Source organism: Oceaniglobus roseus, from assembly GCF_002869745.1.
Classification (GTDB): Bacteria; Pseudomonadota; Alphaproteobacteria; order Rhodobacterales; family Rhodobacteraceae; genus Oceaniglobus; species Oceaniglobus roseus.
Genome location: NZ_PNOS01000057.1, coordinates 1 through 19166, shown reverse-complemented (window position 1 = coordinate 19166; position 19166 = coordinate 1). Strand labels below are relative to the sequence as shown.

At 71.4% G+C, this 19166-nt stretch carries 11 protein-coding genes; 5 read left to right on the top strand and 6 right to left on the bottom strand.

Annotated features, from left to right (window positions below; translation table 11 throughout):
* Positions 1-4709, top strand: a 4709-nt coding sequence (locus tag A7B20_RS19985) for a non-ribosomal peptide synthetase (protein ID WP_157937739.1), incomplete at its 5' end; no start/stop codon positions are given.
* Positions 4710-4781: 72 nt separating this feature from the next.
* Here A7B20_RS19985 and A7B20_RS19980 read toward each other — a convergent pair.
* Together A7B20_RS19980 and A7B20_RS19975 are read right to left on the bottom strand one after the other, a co-directional pair.
* Positions 4782-5192 (bottom strand): 4'-phosphopantetheinyl transferase family protein, encoded by a 411-nt coding sequence (locus A7B20_RS19980; protein WP_102110351.1) that lies wholly within the window; start codon positions 5190-5192, stop codon positions 4782-4784.
* A 13-nt stretch (positions 5193-5205) separates the two neighbouring features.
* Complete coding sequence (locus A7B20_RS19975) at positions 5206-7722, bottom strand: condensation domain-containing protein (RefSeq protein WP_102110350.1); 2517 nt, start codon at positions 7720-7722, stop codon at positions 5206-5208.
* A 450-nt stretch (positions 7723-8172) separates the two neighbouring features.
* Here A7B20_RS19975 and A7B20_RS19970 point away from each other — a divergent pair, with 450 nt between their 5' ends.
* Positions 8173-8877, top strand: a complete 705-nt coding sequence (locus A7B20_RS19970) for a sugar transferase (protein ID WP_102110349.1) — start codon at positions 8173-8175, stop codon at positions 8875-8877.
* The gene (locus A7B20_RS19965) at positions 8877-9854 is read left to right on the top strand and encodes a glycosyltransferase family 2 protein (RefSeq protein WP_102110348.1); all 978 of its coding nucleotides are present in this window, start codon (positions 8877-8879) and stop codon (positions 9852-9854) included. Before A7B20_RS19970 ends, A7B20_RS19965 begins: the two co-directional genes overlap by 1 nt.
* Here A7B20_RS19965 and A7B20_RS19960 read toward each other — a convergent pair.
* Genes A7B20_RS19960 through A7B20_RS21375 form a run of 3 tightly spaced genes read right to left on the bottom strand, consistent with a single transcriptional unit; the run spans position 9815 to position 14225 of the window.
* Entirely contained in the window at positions 9815-11140 is a 1326-nt protein-coding gene (locus A7B20_RS19960; protein WP_245867148.1) for a glycosyltransferase, read from the bottom strand. The two genes, A7B20_RS19965 and A7B20_RS19960, sit on opposite strands and share 40 nt — an antisense overlap.
* On the bottom strand, positions 11137-12810 hold the full coding sequence (locus A7B20_RS19955) for a glycoside hydrolase family protein (RefSeq protein WP_102110346.1): 1674 nt from the start codon (positions 12808-12810) through the stop codon (positions 11137-11139). Before A7B20_RS19955 ends, A7B20_RS19960 begins: the two co-directional genes overlap by 4 nt.
* The gene (locus tag A7B20_RS21375; protein WP_157937738.1) at positions 12807-14225 is read right to left on the bottom strand and encodes an O-antigen ligase family protein; all 1419 of its coding nucleotides are present in this window, start codon (positions 14223-14225) and stop codon (positions 12807-12809) included. Before A7B20_RS21375 ends, A7B20_RS19955 begins: the two co-directional genes overlap by 4 nt.
* Positions 14226-14577: 352 nt before the next feature.
* Between A7B20_RS21375 and A7B20_RS19945 the strand changes: the two genes are divergently transcribed.
* Complete coding sequence (locus A7B20_RS19945) at positions 14578-16905, top strand: GumC family protein (protein WP_102110345.1); 2328 nt, start codon at positions 14578-14580, stop codon at positions 16903-16905.
* Positions 16850-17980 carry a glycosyltransferase gene (locus A7B20_RS19940; RefSeq protein WP_172961070.1) on the top strand — a complete coding sequence of 377 codons (1131 nt, stop codon included), beginning with the start codon at positions 16850-16852 and terminating at the stop codon, positions 17978-17980. Before A7B20_RS19945 ends, A7B20_RS19940 begins: the two co-directional genes overlap by 56 nt.
* A gap of 6 nt (positions 17981-17986) precedes the next feature.
* On the opposite strand, the gene A7B20_RS19935 is transcribed toward A7B20_RS19940, so the two are convergent.
* On the bottom strand, positions 17987-19166 hold a 1180-nt coding region (locus A7B20_RS19935), incomplete at its 5' end, for a glucosamine inositolphosphorylceramide transferase family protein (RefSeq protein ID WP_102110343.1).

Sequence of the window (19166 nt, the reverse complement as noted above, 5' to 3'; positions counted from 1 at the left end):
TGGCGGCGGCCCCGGCGCAGGCTCCGGCCCAGACCGCCGTCGCCGCCGCACCTGCGCCAGCGCCGCAGGCCGCGGCCCCCTCCGCCGACACCGACGAACCCCCGGCGAAGCCCGAGCCGATCCGCTTCGGCCGCGCTCCCGCCGTCGCCCATGCGGAACTGACCGAGGAACAGCGCGCCTTCGCCACCGACCTCGCCCTGCGCTACGGCAAGCGCTTCGCGGGCTCCAAGGCCCATACCGACGCCAACCGCGACACCCACGCCGATCCGCGCACCGTCGCGGGCTTCCGCGCCGAGTGGAAGGAGATGATCTTCCCCGTCGTCGCCGCGAAGGCGAAGGGCGCGCATATCGAGGACGTGGACGGCAACCGCTTCATCGACCTCGTGAACGGCTTCGGCACCACCGCCTTCGGCCATTCCCCCGACTTCGTGACGAAGGCCGTCGCCGAACAGATGGAGAAGGGCTTTCCCATCGGCCCGCAGGCCGACCTCGCCGGGCCGACCGCGAAGCGCTTCGCCCGCTTCGTCGGCCACGACCGCGCAACCTTCTGCAACACCGGCTCCGAAGCGGTGATGGCCGCCATGCGGCTGGCCCGCGCGGTGACGGGGCGCAAGAAGATCGTGACCTTCACCAACGACTACCACGGCCAGTTCGACGAGGTGCTGATCAAGGCCCGCACCCGGGGCGAACCCGGCGCGCTGCCGATCGCCCCCGGCATCCCGGTGGACGCGCTGTCGAACATGGTGGTGCTGCCCTGGGCCGAACCCGCCGCGCGGGACTGGATCGCCGCCAACGTCGCCGACATCGCCGCCGTGGTGGTCGAGCCGGTGCAGAGCCGCCACCCCGAACACCAACCCGCCGATTTCGTCCGCGAGATCCGCCGCATCACCGCCGAAGGGGGCGCGGCCATGGTGATGGACGAGGTCGTGACCGGCTTCCGCACCCACGCCCGCGGCATGCAGGGCCTCTGGGGCATCGACGCCGACATGGCGACCTACGGCAAGGTCGTGGGCGGCGGCATGCCGGTGGGCGTGCTGGCGGGCCGGCGGAGGTTCATGGACGCGCTCGACGGCGGGGCCTGGGCCTTCGGCGACGACAGCGCGCCGCAGGTCGCGCCCACCTTCTTCGCGGGCACCTTCGTGCGTCACCCGCTGGTGGTGGCCGCCGTGGCCGCCGTGCTCGACCACCTCGAGACCGAGGGCGACCGGCTCTGGACCGGGGCGGCCGGGCGGGCGGCGAAGCTCGCCGCCGACATGAACGCCGCGCTCGCCGCGCGGGGGCTTCCGGGCTTCGTTACCCGCTTCTCCAGCTGGTTCGTCATCAACGCCAGCCAGCACGATCCGCGCGCCACGCTCCTGTTCCCGCTGATGCGGATGGAGGGGATCCACATCCTCGACGGCTTCTGCGGCTTCCTGACCACCGCCCACGGCGAGGCGGAATGCGCCGCCGTCCTGAAGGCCTTCGAGACGGCCGTGGACAGCCTGCAATCCGTCGGCATCCTCGCGCCGAAGGACGGCGTGACCCTGCCGAAGCCTGCCGCGGCACAAAAGCCCGCTGCCGTCACAGCCCCGGTCACAGTCCCGGTCACCGGCCCCGTCGCCCTGACCGAAAGCCAGCGCGAGATCTGGATGACCCACCAGCTGGGCGACCTCCCGGCGGCAAGCTTCAACGAAAGCGTCTCGATGACCATCGACGGCCCGCTCGACCGTGCCGCGCTCGACCGCGCGCTGAACGCGCTCGTCGCCCGACATGACGCCCTGCGCGCGGTCTTCGCCACCGACGGTACCAGCTTCGAGGTGATGCCCGAGGCCGACGCCACGCCCGTCTTCCACGACCTGAGCGCCGGGGATGCCGAACGCACGCTGTCCGAGGCACTGGCCGCCGACGCCCGACAGCCCGTCGACATCACGCAAGGCTTGCCGTTCCGCACCCTGCTGTTCCGCATGAACGACGCCCGCCATGTCCTTGTGATCACGGCACATCACATCGTCTGCGACGGCTGGTCCTACAACACGCTGTTCACCGAACTGGCCGAACTCTACACCGCCGCGACCGAGAACCGCGCCCCCGCTTTGAAGCCCGCGCCCTCCTTCGCCGCCTTCGCCCGCGACCGGCAGGATCGCGAGCCCGACGCCGCCGTGCGCGCCTACTGGAAGGCGCAGTACGCCGACATCCCCGCGCTGCCCGACCTGCCCACCGACCGGCCGCGCCCGCCGAGGAAGAGCTTCGCCGGCGCTACCGCCTCGTGCCGCATGGGGCCGGAGCTGGTGAAGAAGGTGCGCAAGGCCGGGGCGCGCCACGGCGCGACGCTGTTCTCCTCGCTCTTCGCCGCGCTCCAGATCACGCTCGGGAAGCTTTCGGGCAGCGGCGAGGTCGTGCTGGGCGTGCCGACCGGCGGGCAGGCGCAGCTCGACGACCAGGCGATCGTCGGCCACCTCGTCAACTTCCTGCCGATCCGCGCCGATTTCGACCCCGCCGACAGCGTCTCCACCCACCTGAAGCGGGTGCGCGACGCGGTCGCCAACGGCTTCGATCACGGCGCCTACACGCTCGGCACGCTGGTGCGCGACCTTGCCCTGCCGCGCACGCTGTCGCGGCTGCCGATCACCGAGGTGCAGTTCAACCTCGAACGTGTGCCCGAGGGCCTGCGCTTCGGCACGGCCACCGCGCAGGTCGGCGCGAACCCGAAGGCCGCCGTCAACTTCGACCTGTTCTTCAACATGGTCGAAGGGCGCGAGGGACTCAGGGTCGACGTCGACTACAACACGGACCTGTTCGACCGGACGACGGTGGAGCGCTGGGTGCGCCACCTCGAAACCGTGCTCGACGCGCTCGCCGAGGATATCGAGGCGCCGATCTCCGCCCTGCCGATGCTCCGGCCCGCCGAGGCGCGGGAGATCGCCGAGCGCTGGAACCGCAGCGACATGCCCTTCGACCGCGACGCGCTGGTGCAGGACCTGATCGCGAAGGCCGCCGCCGCCAACCCCGACGCGCCCGCCGTGACGGATGCCGCGGGAACGCTCGCCTACCGCGATCTCGCGCAGCGCTCGGATGCGCTTGCCGCCCATATCCAGGCCAATGTCCCCGGCACGGGCGAGCGGATCGCCATCGCGGTGCCGCGGGGTGCGGGCATGGTGGTGGCGATGCTCGCGGTACTGAAGGCCGGCCATGCCTATGTGCCGGTCGATCCGGACCTGCCGGAGGCACGCCAGAGCCTGATCCTCGACACCGCGCGGATCGCCGCGGTGCTGACATCGGACGCGGCGGCAGCGGCGGCACCCGGCCGGACGCTGATCCGCCCCGAGGACGCAAAGGCCGGGGCGACGCCCGAACCGCGGAAGGTCTCGTCCGGGGCGGCCGCCTATGTGATCTTCACCTCCGGCTCCACCGGCACGCCGAAGGGAGTCGAGGTGCCGCATCGCGCGGTGGTGAACTTCCTCGCCTCCATGGCCGTCGCGCCGGGGCTCTGGCCCACCGACAAGCTGCTCGCCGTCACCACGGTCAGCTTCGACATCGCCCTGCTGGAGCTGTTCCTGCCGCTGACCGTGGGCGCCGAGGTCGAGATCGCGTCCCGCGAGGACGTGCGCGGCGGCTTCCGCCTGGTCGAGCGCCTGTCGCGCGGCGACATCACGGCGATGCAGGCCACGCCGACGCTCTGGGCGATGCTGCTGGAGGCCGGCTTCCAGCCCCGGACCGACCTCAGGATGCTGGCGGGGGGCGAGCCGCTGCCGGGCGACCTTGCCCAGCGGCTGACCGAAGGGGGCGCGACGCTCTGGAACATGTACGGGCCCACGGAAACGACGATCTGGTCGGCGCTGGCCCGCGTGTCTCCGGACCGGCCGATTACCATCGGCGCGCCGGTCGCCAACACGGCGCTTCATGTCCTGGACGCCGCGGGCGGGATCTGTGCGCCGGGGCAGGTGGGCGAACTGGCCATCGGCGGCGACGGTCTGGCAAACGGCTATTTCGACCGGCCGGACCTGACCGGGGCGGCCTTCCGCGACTGCACCGTCGCGGGACAGGCGCAGCGGCTCTACATGACCGGCGACCTCGCGGTGCGCGCCGCCGACGGCAGCCTTGCCGTGCTCGGCCGCCGCGACGGCCAGGTGAAGCTGCGCGGCTTCCGCATCGAACTGGGCGAGATCGAGGCGCGGCTGCGCGCCGAACCCGGTGTCGCCGCGGCCGCGGTGGCCCTCAAGGTGGCGCCGAGCGGGGAGGGCAAGCTGGTGGGCTATCTGGTCGGCACCGCCGATCCGGCGGCCCTGGCCGAGGCGCTCTCGCGCCATCTGCCGGACTACATGGTGCCGACGCTCTGGCAGCGGCTCGAGGCTTTGCCGCAGACCGCCAACGGCAAGCTCGACCGCAAGGCCTTGCCCGCGCCCGACCTCGCCGCCGCCCCGGCAGCGGTGCCGGCCGGAAGCGCGCCGGACACCGCGACCGAGAAGGCGCTGGCCGCGATCTGGTGCGAGGTGCTGGGTCTGCCCGAGATCTCGGTCACCGACACCATCTTCACCATGGGCATCGACAGCTTCGCGGTGTTCCGCCTGGCCGCCCGGATGATCGCGAAGGGCCACAACCTGGAAGCGCGCCATGTCCTCGACAACCCCAGCCTGCGCGAGCTGGCCGCCTTCGCCGACCGCCGCGGCACGGTGACGGCACCGGCCAAGCCCTCGGTCAAGGATTTCCTGAGGAAGCGCACGGCCAGCTGAGCCCGGCGCGGCAGGCGATCAGAGGGCCCGTGCCCCGGGAGAACCGGGGCGCGGGCCTTTCGTTCGGGGTTGTCAGCGGCGCGGGGTCACGGCGATGTCGCGTCCGCGGCTCATCACGGCGATGGCGCCGGCAAGCTCCGGGGCAGGTCGGAAATCGTGCAGCCGCCAGACGTCCGCCGCGGGCGTGACGGCGAGGGCGGCAAGACCCGCAGCATGGCTGAGGTTGAAGATCGGGCCGCCGGGAAGCTCGGGCTTGCCGTTCGGCGCCGTGCGCAGCGGCAGGGCGGCAGGGTGCACCCCGATATGGCCCGCCAGTCGCCGCCTGAGACCGGCGCGCGCCGCGGTGAAGTGCAGCCGGTCACGGGGGTGCAGGAAGCGGTCGGCGCGGTCGCGTTCCGCGGCGGACAGCAGCGCGCGGTCGTCCTCGGCTCCGTCGTCGAGCGACCGGATACAGAGCTCGGCCGCAACCGGACCGGCGCTCACGCGGCGCCCGGTCTCAGGCCGCGCCGCGTCGCAGCTTCGCGTCGAGCACTGCGGCGATCGTCTTGGCCCCGTGCTGCTTCAGCGCGTATTCGTGCCAGCCGGGGATGTCGAAGATCGACGCGTCGGCGGGCAGGCGGCCCTGCCAGCCGAACAGGCGGGGCCGGGCGTCGGCGAACTGTCCGCCGGTGGCGAACATCGCCACCGCACCGCCATAGCGGAGCGTGCCCATCGACTTCACCAGCCGCACGAGGCGGGCGTTCACGGCCCATTCCTCGTGCTCGGCCTCGGTCGCGGGGGCGACGCGGCCCAGCCGTTCGAGCAGCGGGCGCGACAGCTTGTTGCGCGACAGGAACTCGGTCCAGCCGATCTCGCCCGTCATCTTCTGGCGCAGGTTCAGTCCCCACCGCCGCGCCTTCTCCCCGAGGCGGCGCAGGCGGATCCGCCGGGCCGACAGCGCGGCGTTGGCATCGGGCGCCCAGCAGTCGATCACCGATACGAGGTCGGGGGACTGCCCCAGGGCGCTCAGCCGGTCGGCGATCAGCAGCGAGAGCGTGCCATCGACGCAATGGCCGATCAGCATCAACCTGCGGCCCCGGGCCCGTTCGGCAATCCGCTGTGTCGCGCCCTTCAGCAGACGCTCCAGCACCGCGGCGTCGTCACCGGCCAGCGCGGCGGTGTCGCGGACGTGCAGGTTCACCACCTCGGCCTCGGAGGCGAGGCCCCGGGACAGGCCGTGATAGAGGAAGGGCTGGTTGATCGAGACGATCAGCGGTGCCGTGTCCGGCCCATGGCGCAGCGGGATCAGGGACCAGATCCCGTCGTCCTCATTCCCGTCATCTTGCCCCGCAGCGTTGTCGGCTTCGGGCACCGGGGTGCCGAGCAGGGCGTCGATCTTGCGCGCCAGCCCGCCAAGCGTCGGGTCGTCGAAGAAGCCGGCGATGTCGATGCGCGCGCCGAGCACCGCCTCGACCCGCGCCAGCATCCTGAGCGCCGCCATGGAGTTGCCGCCGAGGTTGAAGAACTCGGCCGCCGCACCGTCCGGCGTGCGGCCCAGGCTCTCGGCCCAGATGGCCGAGAGGCGGGCCAGGGTCTCGGGCGCGGCGCGGGCGGGCAGCGCCGGTGACACAACCGCGGCCTCTGCCACGGGCGCAAGGCGGGGGGCGCGGGACTGGTTGGCGGCGTCGTGGGTCGGGGCGGCGAGCGCCGCGGCCCGCGTCGCAGGCAGGTCGAAGGCGGCGACGAAGCCCCGCTGGACGATGTCGGCGAAGCGGCGCACCGTCGACTCTTCGAAGAGGCCGGTGTCGTAATCGACGATCATGTGCCAGCCCGAGTCCCGGCCGATCACCTGCACCGCGATGTCGTGGGTGACCTGCGGCGTGTGCGAGGGCACCGAGACGATGCGCACCGGTCCGTACTGCTGTTCCTCCACGAAGACCGACTGGAGCGAGAAGAAGGGCGCGACGAAGGGCGTCCGGGCGGGGTCCAGCGGTTCTCCGAGGTCGCGGGCGAGGTCGTCGATCGGATAGTCGCCGTGGGCCAGCGCCTCGGCCACGATGCGGCGGGCGGCGTGCGACAGGTCGCCGACGCTGGCATCGGCACAGTCGAACCGCAGGACGACCGGATTGACGAAGACGCCGATCAGGTGCTCGAGCTCGGCCTCCTCCCGCCCCGCGACGCAGGTGGTGAAGCCCACCTCGTCCTCGCCCGTGGCGGCATGGAGCGCGGCGGCCATGACCCCCGCGCCAAGGGCGAAAGGCGACGTGCCGAGCGCCTTGGCCGCCCGCTCCAGGTCCTCGCGGAAGGTGGGGGACATGGGCAGTTTCAGCGTCGTCCCCGCGCGCTCGGACAGGGGGCGGCGCGGCCGGTCGGTCGGAACCTCGAAGTAGGGCTTGCCGCGCAGCCGGGCGTGCCAGTAGCCGCGCGCCTCGTCCATGGCGGCGCTGTCGGCGCAGGCGGCGCGCCAGGCGGCATAGTCGCCGTACTGAAGCGGCAGCTCGGGCAGGTCGGCCTGGCCGCCGGTTTCGGCGGCGCCGAGCAGGGTGCCGACCTCGCGCCCGAGGATGCGGATCGAGTAGCCGTCGAAGACGCCGTAGTGGGTCGCGATCAGCAGCATCGCCCGTTCCGGGGCGAAGCGGACCAGGCAGGCGCGCAGCTGGCCGGGGGCGGTCATGTCGAAGGGCCGGGCCGCGAGTTCCTCGGCGATGCCGCGGATACGCGCCTCGCAGTCGGCGCTGCCCATGCCGCGCAGGTCGATCAGCCCCAGACGGAACGGCACCCGCGCGACCACCCGCTGGCGCAGCTTGCCGTCGACCTCCTCGAAGGCGGTGCGCAGGATCTCGTGCCGGTCGAAGACCTTCTGGAAGGCGGCCTCGACGTTGGCGTCGCTGAAGCGGCCGCGCAGTTCCCACTGCACGGCGATGTTCTTCGACACCGCATCGCCGTGATCGCGTTCGAGCCGCCACAGCCGCTCCTGCGTCGGCGTCGCCGGAAAGAGCGCCGGGGCGTCGGGCGATTCCTTGGGCTGGGTCATCGTGGTGTCCGTTCACGTTGGAGATGGCGCGACTATTGGAGTCGGGCATGGACCTGTCAAATCGCGGTGCCGAAACCCGCTGTTTCCGGGGAGGGCAGGAACCAATGCCGCGGGCCGGAACGGATTGGGGACGGGCGCGCCACAGTCAAAAGGTGGCGAGGATCGGGCGGGATTGGGGCGCGGCTCGCCTTAAGGGAATTGTGAAAATTGGCGGAATACACGTCGAGGGAGAATGTCGTCCATCCGATTTCTCGGTGTGGAGGTCTTGGTTAATAGTTTAGGTATTGTGTGGAAAGGAAAAAACAGCGTGGCGGCTCCGCTCCCGCCGGAAATGGCCGGAATTGCGCCGAGTGCTGCTTTCCTCATTGGCAACAAACTGTTTCGCAGGACTGTGTCGAAAGCGGTGCCTCGAATGTGACTTATTTTCGGCACCTGCCTGAGGGGAAAGCCATGAGTGTTGCCAGTGATCCGTATCTCGAGCCGCGCCGCCGCGTGCAGCCCGTTCCGTCCACGCCGCCGCAGCGGTTCCGGACGACTGGGCGGCTGTCCGCGTTCTGGAAGTCGGCCTTCGACCGGAGCGTCGCCTTCTGTGCCCTGGCGCTGCTGGCACCGGTGATGGTGCTTGTCGGCCTGCTGATCCTGCGCGGCAACGACGGCCCGGTGTTCTTCAGCCATGTCCGCGTCGGCCGCGGCGGGCAGCCGTTCCGCTGCCACAAGTTCCGCACGATGATCCCCAACGGCGCCGGGCGGTTCCAGTCGATCCTCGACATCGACCCGGTCGCGCGGGACGACTGGCAAACCCACCGCAAGGTGCACCGCGATCCGCGGGTGTCGCGTCTCGGCGCCTTCCTGCGCAGCACCAGCCTGGACGAGTTGCCGCAGTTCTGGAACGTCCTGCGGGGCGACATGGCCCTTGTCGGCCCGCGCCCCGTGACGTCCGAGGAACTGGGACATTACGGCCCCCATGCCGCCGACTACATGTCGGTGCGCCCGGGGATCACCGGTGCCTGGCAGGTCAGCGGCCGCAGCGAGGCGAGCTATGCCGAGCGGGTGGCGCTGGACGTGGCCTATGTCCGCAACCGGGGCTTCCGGACCGATCTCGGGATCCTGCTGCGCACCGTGAGCGTGGTCCTGCGGCGCGAAGGCGCGTTCTGATGGCATCTCCCGCCGCGCCCGCCGAAGCCGACGCCGCCAGGCCCGTGTCCCGGATCGTGGTGGGAATCCCCACGGTGGGGCGGCCGGGGATCGTCGCGGACACGGTCCGTTTCCTCGCCCGGCAGGCGCGGCGGCCCGACCTCGTGCTGCTGAGCGTCGCCAACGGCGCCGATGCCGGCGGGATCGAGTCCGAGCCGCTGCCGTTCCCGGTGGAGGTTCTGGTCGGTCCCCCGGGGCTGTCGCGGCAGCGCAACGCGATCCTCGACCGGCTGCGGCCCGACGACCTGCTGATGTTCCTCGACGACGACTTCCTGATGGCGCCGGACTACCTCGTGCAGGTCGAGCGCATCTTCGCCGAACGCCCCGAGATCGTGCTGCTGACCGGTCATGTCGTCGCCGACGGCATCCTCGGGCCCGGCCTGACACAGGCCGAGGGCGAGGCGCTGCTGGCGGAGGCGCTGCGCACCCCGGCCGAGGACGGCTTCCGGCCCACCGACACCGGTTATGGCTGCAACACCGCGATCCGCGCCGCGCCTGTGCTGGCCAACGGCCTGCGCTTCGACGAGCGCCTTCCGCTCTACAGCTGGCTGGAGGACGCGGATTTCTCGGCCCGGCTCCAGCCGTTCGGACGGATGGTGCGCGCCACGGTCACGCGGGGCGTGCACCTCGGGACGAAGACGGGGCGGACGCCGGGCCTGAACCTCGGGTACTCGCAGATCGTCAACCCGGTCTACATGAAGCGCAAGGGCACCCTGGAGGGGCCGCGGGTGCGGCGGCTGATCGTGCGCCACCTCGGGTCGAACCTGCTCGGCACGATCCGGCCGCGTCCCTGGGCGGACTACCGGGGCCGCCTGCTGGGCAACCTGCTGGCGCTGTCCGATCTCTGCCGCGGGCGGTGCGATCCGGAGCGGATCCTGAACTTCACCCGCAGGCGCACCTACTCGGCCGGGCGCTGGCGCAAGACCGCGCCGCGGTAGGCGTCGAGCAGCCCCGACACCCATTCGTCGACGCTGAGCGCCAGCCGCGCGTCCCCGGCGAAGCCCGCCTCGCTCATCTCGCGCAGGCGGGCGGGGGGCAGCGCGGCAATGGCGCGCAGGGCCGCGTCGAAGGCGGCGTCGTCGGAGGCGTCGAAGGACAGGCCGAGGCCCCGCGCGGCGATCTCGCGCGACATCAGCGCCGTCTGTGCGACGAGCACGGGAAGCCCCGAGTGGATCGCCTCGGGCAGCACCAGCGCGAAGGGTTCCGGATGAAGCGAGGGCATCACCAGCGCCCGCATCCCGGCCGCGATGGCGCCGATCTCGTCGCGGCTCTTCCAGCCGGTCACCGGGAACTCGGGATACTCCGCCTCGAGCGTGGCGCGCAGGGTGCCCTCGCCGACGAAGGTCACGGCAGCGCCGGTGCGCCGGGCGGCGCGTGCGAGGGCCAGCACGCCCTTGTCCGCCTCCAGCCGCCCGACATAGAGCAGCCCGCCGTTCTCCTCCGCCCGGATGCGGGTGGCGGAGTACGGGTCGGCGGGGTTTCGCAGCGTCCGGCAGAACCGCCCCGGAATGCCGCCGCGCTCCAGCCGCGACTGCATGTCGGGATGGATCTGGAACACCCCGGCCCAGGGAAGCTCCGGCGCGAAGGTGCGCCGCAGCATCGCGTGCCGCGCCACCCGCCAGAGCTTGTGGTGATAGGCCCGCTTGTCGCAGTTGGTCGTGACGCAGTCGAGACCCAGGGGGCGGCGGGTGCAGACCTCGCCCTTGCGGTAGTCCATGTAGACGCCGTTGGGGCAGGCGAGGAACATGTCGTGGGCGTGCACGAACACCCGCTCGGCCACCGGCGCGAGGGCGGAGAAGACCGAGGGCGACAGGATCTGCGCCCAGCCGTGCAGGTGATAGACGGTGTCTGGGTCGTCATGCTCGACGATGTAGCGGGCCAGCATGTCGCGCGCCGGGGTGTTGTAGGCGCCCGCGCGGGCGGCATCGACCCGCCCGCGCTCGAGCAGCGGGGACTGGTGCGCGGCCGTCACCGGCACGCCGAGCTCGGCGAACTCGGGGTTGGCGCCGTCGTCGCCGCAGACCCAGTGCGCCGCGACGCCGCGGGCGCGCAGGTGGCGCAGGGCCAGCAGCGCAAGGTTCGCGGTGCCGCCGCGGGGCAGGCTGGTGTCGTTGATGACGACGATCTTGCTCGGGTTCATCGGGGCGGGTTCCTTCGATCCGGGGGCGTCGTGGCGGGCGATCGCGTCACCGGCGGGACGGAAAGGCGGCGTTTGAACGGTCATTCCGGCGGTCTCCTCAGGATCACACGCACCCCCGCGCCGCTGCCGCCATCGCCCCGCGGGCCGATGACGGTGTCCAGCCGGTCGCCCGCGGCGAGGTGCAGGGGGGCGAGGCGGAGCGTCCGGTCGCGCTCGACCCCGGTCGAAAGCAGGGGCGTGCCGTTCAGCAGCACCGACAGGGTGACGCCGTCCGACCAGGGCTCCAGCCGGATCTCGGGCAGGACGGTCGCGGCGCGGGGGCTCCGGTATCGGTAGATGATGTCGATCTCGCCCGCCGGGGGGCTGGAGGGCAGGGCCCATTCCGCACTGGCGCGGGCGAGCCCGTCGATCCCGGTTCCGAGGTACGGCGTCCAGGGCACGCCGTCGCGCTCCTGCCCGGGACGCATCTCCAGCGGTCGTTCGGCGCCGTTCTGGCGGACGAGGCGCGCGAAGGGATCGGCTGCGCCCGCACCGGGATAGGCGAACTGCGCCCAGCTGTCGGCGATCACCTCCTTGAGCCCGAGCCGCACCTCCCGGCCAAGCCGCAGGGAGCCGGCCGACGACACCAGGACCAGCGGGTCCTCCTCCGAAAGCCTCGCGGCCCCGCCGGAGGGCAGGGGACGGCCGCGCGCATCGAGGGCCTGAACGCCGTCGTCCAGCGCCACGCTGCGCGGCGCACCCCAGAGCACCAACCGGTCCTCGCCGAACCGGCAGCCCCAGGTGAAGGGGTCGGGGGCGACGTCCTCCACCGGGCGGCCCTCGAACCCGGCCCGGATCAGGCGGAAGGTCTCGCCCACCGGGGTCGGGCGGCCGTCCTCGGTCAGCAGCGCGGCCAGGCCGTCGCCGCGCGGGTTCAGCGGATACCAGACGGACAGGGTGACGCCGGAAAGCGCCTGCTGGCAGTAGGATTTCAGCAGGTAGGCCGGGGCGGTGGCGGCGTCGGTCTGGCCGAACTCGGTCACCGCGACCGGCAGGTTCGCCGTCTGCGGCACCTCGCGGCGCATCAGCGCGATCTGGCGGGCCAGCTGTTCGGGGCGGACGGTGTAGGGATGGAGGGCGAGGGCGTCCATGTGATCGGCGGCGCCCCTGGCGAAGATCTCCTTCAGCCAGGCCAGCGGGATCGAATGGGCGGCCCCGCCCAGCACCTCGATCCCCGGCCTCTCGGCGCGCGCGGCCCCGGCGGTGGCGGCGAGGAGACGGACGTAGGAGGCGGCGCGCGTCTCAAGCGGTGCGTCCCAGCCCGGACCCCAGGCGAAATCGCCGGTGTTCATCTCGTTGCCGACCTCGAGGATCGAGATGTCGGGGAAGCGCGCCAGGGTCTCGGCGGTGTAGCGGGCGAAGGCGGCGGCGCCTTCGGCGGTCCGGGGCGTGGTGCCGCCGTCGTGGTCGGGGGGGGGGTTGTTGACGAGGAACAGCAGCCCCGCCCCCTGCGGCGGCAGGAGGTCGGGATAGGTGGCGCGGCGATTGTCGAAGACGAAGCGCCCGCCGCTCTCGACGTTGCGCCAGAAGATCTCGTCCCGGAACAGGGTCAGGGGCAGGGCGCGGGCGGCGTCGAGCAGGTCCGGCCGCCAGGTCTGCCCGAGGTCGGTCGATGCGCCGAGCCGGGGGCCGATCAGCGGCCGGTCGTAGGCGGCCAGCGGGGCGGCGCAGGCCAGCGCGGCCAGGGCTGCGGCGGCAAGGCGGTGCAGCCTCATGCCGGGTGGCCCCGCGGCACGGGCGTGTACCGGCCCGGTTCGGCGGCGGTGCTGCGCGCCAGTCCGGTGGCAAGCCCGGCCATGGCGAAGAAGAACACGCCGAGGTTCGGGGTCGAGGCGATCAGCAGCTCGGTCGCCAGCGTCGCGGCGCAGCCCCATTTCAGTGCGCTGACCGTCATCTGTGCCTCGCTGCCCCGCCCGCCGCGCACCCGCATCGCGAAGACGCTGGCGAGGAAGCCGATGAACAGCAGCGTGCCCGGCACCCCGAGGCTGCCGAGGGTGCTGAGCAGCCAGTTCGATGCCCGCGCGCTGCCGAGGCCCGCGCCGATCAGCCAGGTGTCGGTCAGGTTGCGCAGGGCCTGGGCGTTCCAGCTCATCCGCTCGACGCCGGAGTCGGTGCCGAGCTTCTCGAACACGGTCTCGTTCAGGAAGGCGGCCACCGGCTCGACCAGTTCGTAGGAGGCGTAGACGAGGATGACCGCGTGCCACAGCAGCAGCGCCCCGATGATCGCGGTCACGACCACCTGGCGTTGCAGCACCGAGCGCATCCGCGTGGCCGAGCCGTAGGCGACGTAGACGGCGACGAACAGCACGAGCCCCACGTAGGCCGCCGAGGAGGTGGAGCGCAGCAGGCAGAACAGCGCGATCAGCAGCATGACGAGGGCGAGCCGCGACTTCGGCTCGACCAGGTAGCGGTGCAGCCAGAAGCCGAACAGCCCCATCGAGAAGCTGCCGAAGCTCGATGCCTCGGGGAAGGCGCCGATCATCCGCTTCAGCCCCATCATCCGCGCCTCCCAGAGGATCGTGTAGTTGGCGGTGCGCAGCGGCTCCATGACGATCTCGAAGCCGCCCGCCGCGCTCAGCAGGTCGAGCAGCCCGAGCGCGAGGTTCAGCCCGGTCGCCACGGCGATCGCGCGGTCGATCTGCCGCGGATCGGGGTTCAGGCGGCTGAAGGTGGCGAGCGTCAGGAAGGCGGCGAGGCTGATCGACAGCGTGAAGAGCTGGGTCAGGTTGCCCGTCGTCGGACCCAGCGGAATCGAGCGGATGCCGTTGGCGTTGGCGCTGCGCGAGATGGTGAAGACCTCGGTCGCGCCGCGGAACACCGCGGGCACCCAGAAGGCCGACAGGATGCACCAGACGAACAGCACCAGGGCGATGCAGCCGGGCTGACCCGGGCGCACCGTTCCGATCACGCTGTCCGGCCCGCCCGGCCGCAGGAACACCATGCCGAAGACCGCGATCACGGCCAGTTCCTTGATCCCGAACGACGCGTTGCCGACCGCGGGCATGTTGAACGCGGCCGCCGCGCCGAGCGGCATCATCGCGAAGAACATCCACAGCCCCCGCCGCAGCCCGAGGACGAGCAGCGTGCCAATCATCGCGGCGGCGATGAACGTGCTGGACAGGATCTCCATGGCGCGACACCGTAGGGGCGGCCGCACCCTCCGCGGAAGGCGGCGGGGCGACGGGTTGGCCCGACACTATCCCCCAAGTCGAATCGATGGGAAGCATCCCCCGCCCGGGCCGCCCTTCGGCCGAACAATCGACGGGCCGCTTGCCGATTGTTCCCGGCCACGCTTCCAATCCGTGAAGAAAGTCCGGTGCATTTGACAATAATGCGGCTCTCGGCGGAACGTCCCGCTGCATTCCGACTGCACCACGCCCCGGGCGCCGATTCAGCCCCCGGACCCGACCGGAGCCGCCGCCGCGGTCCCTCACCAATGCCGCGCGCCCGCATTATCGCACCGGGCCGCAGGGAGTCATCGCATGAACGCCAGTTCCGCGCAGGGGCACCCCGATGCCGCCAGGAGCCCGGGGTCCCGGAGGCTGACCGATCTGGATGCCGTGGATGCGCGCGCCCTGATGGCGGCGCTCTGGCGGGGGCGCTGGCGGATCCTCGGGCTTTCGTTCGCGGCCGGGCTCCTGGTGTGGCTCGCGATGATGCAGGTGACGCCGACCTACAGCGTGACCTCGAAATTGATGCTCGACACCCGCAAGGCGCAGATCGTCGGCAGCAACGAGGTCGTCGCCGACATCGTCCCGAGCGAGCAGGTGGTCAACAGCGAGATCGCCGTGCTGCGCTCGAACATCGTCATCGAGAAGATGCTGGACGCGATGACCCCCGACCAGCTGGCCCTGCTCGACCCGGACCTGAAGCCGGAATCGCTGAAATCGCGGGTCAAGGGCTTCGTGAAGGGGCTTTTCGTCTCGCCGCCGCCGCCGCTTTCGCCCGAGGCGGAGGCGCAGGCGCATCGGATCAGGATGGTGGACGCGGTCCGGCAGATGCGCAACGTCTATGCCGAATCCGACAGTTTCGTGATGGCCATCCGCGTGGATTCCTCCAGCCCCGAACTGGCCCGCGACGTCGCCAACGGCCTGGCCGACGCCTATATCGGGCTCCAGCTCGACAACCGTCGCGCCGCGGTCAGCCGCGCGACGACCTGGCTCGAGGCGCGGCTCGCCGAATTGAAGGGGCAGGTGGAGGAGGCCGAGCGCGCGGTGGCGCGGTTCGAGGCCAAGAGCCTGATCGACGACGGCGGCACGCTGCAAAGCGTCACCGACCAGCTGGCCGACCTCAACAAGGAACTGGCGAAGATCCGGGCCGAGCGGGTCGCGGCCGAGTCCCGGCTCGACCAGCTGACCGCGCTGCTGCGCGACCAGGGGGTCGAGGCGGCGGCGCAGGTCCTCGAGACGCCGACGATGAAGGAGCTGTCGGCGCAGCTGCTGGAGCTGCGCCAGAACGATGCCGTCTGGGCCCGCAGCTATGGCGAGAGCAATCCGCGCCGGGTGCGGAACCGCCAGCAGATGGACGAGATCCTTTCGGCGATGCGGGTCGAGCTGGACAACGCGGTGGCCGCGCAGAGAAGCGCGCTGGTGCTGGCGCGCGGTCAGGAGAAGGGGGTCGAGGACAGCATCTCGACCCTCGAGGGCAAGGTCATGTCGATGACCGACAACCAGCTCGACCTGCGGCAGCTGAACCGCGAGGCCGACGCCTCGCGCCAGACTTACGAATCCTTCCTGGTCCGCATCGCCGAGGCGCGGGCCCAGCGGGAGCTTCAGCAGCCCGACTCGGTCCTCGTCGAACGCGCGATCCTGCCCGAGGCCCCGTCGGCGCCGCGGCCGATGCTCCTGGCGACGCTGGCGATGACGGTGACCGCAGCCTTCGCGGCTTCCTGGGTGCTGTTCGGCGAGATGACCCCGAACACCTTCCGCACCAGCCAGGAACTCAGCAACGCCACCGGCCTGTCGGTCCTGACCTCCCTGCCCAAGGGCAACTGGCCGGACACCGGCGACATGCTGGCCGACCTCAGGAACAATCCCTATTCCTTCTACGCCGAGAGGGTGCGCCAGCTGCGCACCGCGCTGAGCCTCAGGCGCGACACCACCGGGCGGGGGCAGAGCGTGATGATCCTCGCCTCGGCCCCCGGCGAGGGCAAGACGACGACAGCGCTGGCGCTGGCCCAGATGGCGGTGCTGTCGGGACGCAGCGCCATCGTGGTGGACTGCGACCTGCGCCGTCCGAAGGTTCTTGCCTCGCTCGGGTCGAAGGCGCCGTTGATGCACGACTTCGCGGATTTCATCGAGGACGAATGCGACCTGCCCGACGCGATCTGCGCGCCCGCGGGCTACGATTTCGATGTGCTCGCGGCGCAGCGCCCGCGCCGTGCGGCCGCCGACGCCCTGGCGGTCAGCTGGCTCGGTCCGGTGCTGCGCGAGCTCGAGCGGGCCTACGATTTCGTCATCGTCGACGCCCCGGCGCTGCTGGCGGTGCCCGATGCCCTGATCGCGGCGCAGGAGGTGAACACCAGGTTCTTCCTCGTCAGTCACGATCACACGCCGCGCAGCGCGGTGCAACGCAGCCTGTCGACCCTGGGCGAGATGGGCGTGGAGGTGCGCGGCCTGATCCTGAACAAGGTCGACGCGCGCACATCGACCGACACGGTGGAGGGAAAGTACGGATATGAATACTGGGTCAAGGACTCCTGGAGCGAACTTCCCGGCCGTCCCGGCTGGATCGGCGTTTCGTCCCGATCTGAAGGTGGCGATCATCCATTACTGGCTGGTCGGGATGCGGGGCGGCGAGAAGGTACTTGAATCCCTCTCGACGATGTTCCCGCAGGCGGACATCTTCACCCACGCCTACGTTCCCGCGAAGATCAGCGAGAAGCTGCGCCGCCACCGGGTGATCGTCACCTCGGTCGGGCGGCTGCCGATGGCGCACCGGCTGTACCAGAAGTACCTGCCGTTCATGCCGGCGGCACTCGATGCGCTGGACCTGAGCGGCTACGACCTGGTGCTGTCCTCCGAGGCGGGTCCGGCGAAGGGTGTCATCACGCCGGTGGACACGCCGCACCTGTGCTACTGCCACTCGCCCATGCGCTATATCTGGGACCAGTACCCCGTCTACCGCGCCAATGCCGGCTTCCTCACCCGCCAGCTGATGCCCGCCATGGCGCGGCGGATGCGCGCTTGGGACGTGGCGACGGCGGGCCGGCCCGACCGGATCGTCGCCAACTCGAACCACGTCGCCCGCCGGGTCGAGAAGTTCTGGCGCCGCGACGCCGAGGTGATCCACCCGCCGGTTGCGGTGGACCAGTTCCGGCCCGTGGCCGCCGACCAGCGCGGCGGCTATTACCTGTGGCTCGGCGAACTCGCCCCCTACAAGCGTCCCGACCTCGCCGTCGAGGCCTTCACCCGGCTGAAGCGGCCGCTGTTCGTCATCGGCGGACCCGACGCCGCCGAGGCGGAGCTCGCGCGCCGGGCGGGCGACACCGTCCGCTTCCTCGGCCGCGTCGACGACGCGCGCCTGCGCCGCTATCTCGCGGGCTGCCGCGCGCTGATCTTCCCCGGCGAGGAGGATTTCGGCATCGTCCCGGTCGAGGCGATGGCCTCGGGCCGGCCGGTCATCGCCTACGGGCGGGGCGGCGCGCTCGACTCCGTCGTGGACGGTGAGACGGGGTTGCTCTTCGACACGCAGAGCGTCGACTCGCTTGTCGACGCGGTCGAGCGGTTCGAAGCCTCGGGGCTGGAACAGGCCGATCCGCAGCGCTTCGTGCGTCACGCCGCCACCTTCGCCGAGCCGATCTTCCGCCAGAAGATGGCCCGCGTGCTGATGGAGATGGGGGTCGAGGGGGGCGTCCGGCCGAGCTATGTCGCGGCGGCCGAGTGACGCGCCTCAGGCGTAGCGCACGTCGATCACGAACCAGCCGTCGCTCGCGTCGAAGTGGTGGCAGCCGATCAGGCCCGGTGCGAAATCGGGCCTGACATGGCGCACCCGCCGCTCCTCGTAGTGGTCGAGGTCGAGACGCAGGATCTCCATCGCGTTCAGCCCCCAGCCGTAGGAGCCGCCCGAATTGTCCTGCGAGAAGCGCAGCACGCGGCCGTCGTCGGTGACGTGGATCCGCCCGCCGCCGCGCGCCGTCGCGGCATCTGTGACGACCGGGTTCAGGCGGTGCGGCACCAGCCGGTTCAGGGCGGGCCCGTCGACACGGTAGATGTGCAGGTCGCTGCAGAAGTCGCCGAAGCTGTCGCGTGACTGGTGGGTGAAGAGCCACCATTCCTCGCCCCGCCGGAACAGCACGCTGTCGGCGCAGGGCGTCCCCTCGAATGCGGTCGAGTAGAGGTCCCATTTCCCCGGGAAGTCGGTGCAGCGCCAGATCTCCAGCCGACCGGCGGCGTGGACCTCGGGCATCATCAGCAGTTCTCCCTCGTGCCAGAAGACGAAGGGGAAGGACATGTGGTGGGGCTGGCGCATCACCGTCTGCACGTCGACCAGCCCCTGCTCGGTCACCCGGCCCGCGCTGATGTGGCCGAAGCCGCGGGCGGGGTCCACGTCCTCGAAGAAGCACCAGGTCTCCTCACCCCGCCGGATCAGGAAGGGATCGGCCCAGAGCGAGATCCTGGGCATCGGCACCGGGCGCGCGGCGAGGGGATCGAAGTCCGCCGCCGTGCCGCGGCCGATCTTCAGGCCGAAGGCCCGCGGCAGATAGCCCTGCTTGCCCGCGATCCGGTGGCGCAGGCGCAGGTAGCCGCCGCGCAGGGACCGCCCGACGTAGCCCGGAAGCGCCGGCGGCGGAGGGGTGGCCACGGCGGGCAGCGGCCCGAGGTCCGCGGGCGTCCCGTCGCGCAGGCAGCGCGCGACCTCGCGCAGGATCATCTGCGCCGACTTCTCGCGCACGTAGGCGCCGTTGTGCGAGGCCAGCGGCTTGGTGTCGTAGACGGCACGGGCGATCACCCGCGGCGCGGCCCCGGCGCCGCGGAAGCATACCAGCGCGACGTCGGTGTGCGGCCGCCCGGCGGCGGCGGTCGCGGCGGGACTTTCGCCCGACTCGGAGACGACGCGCCACAGACCGTGG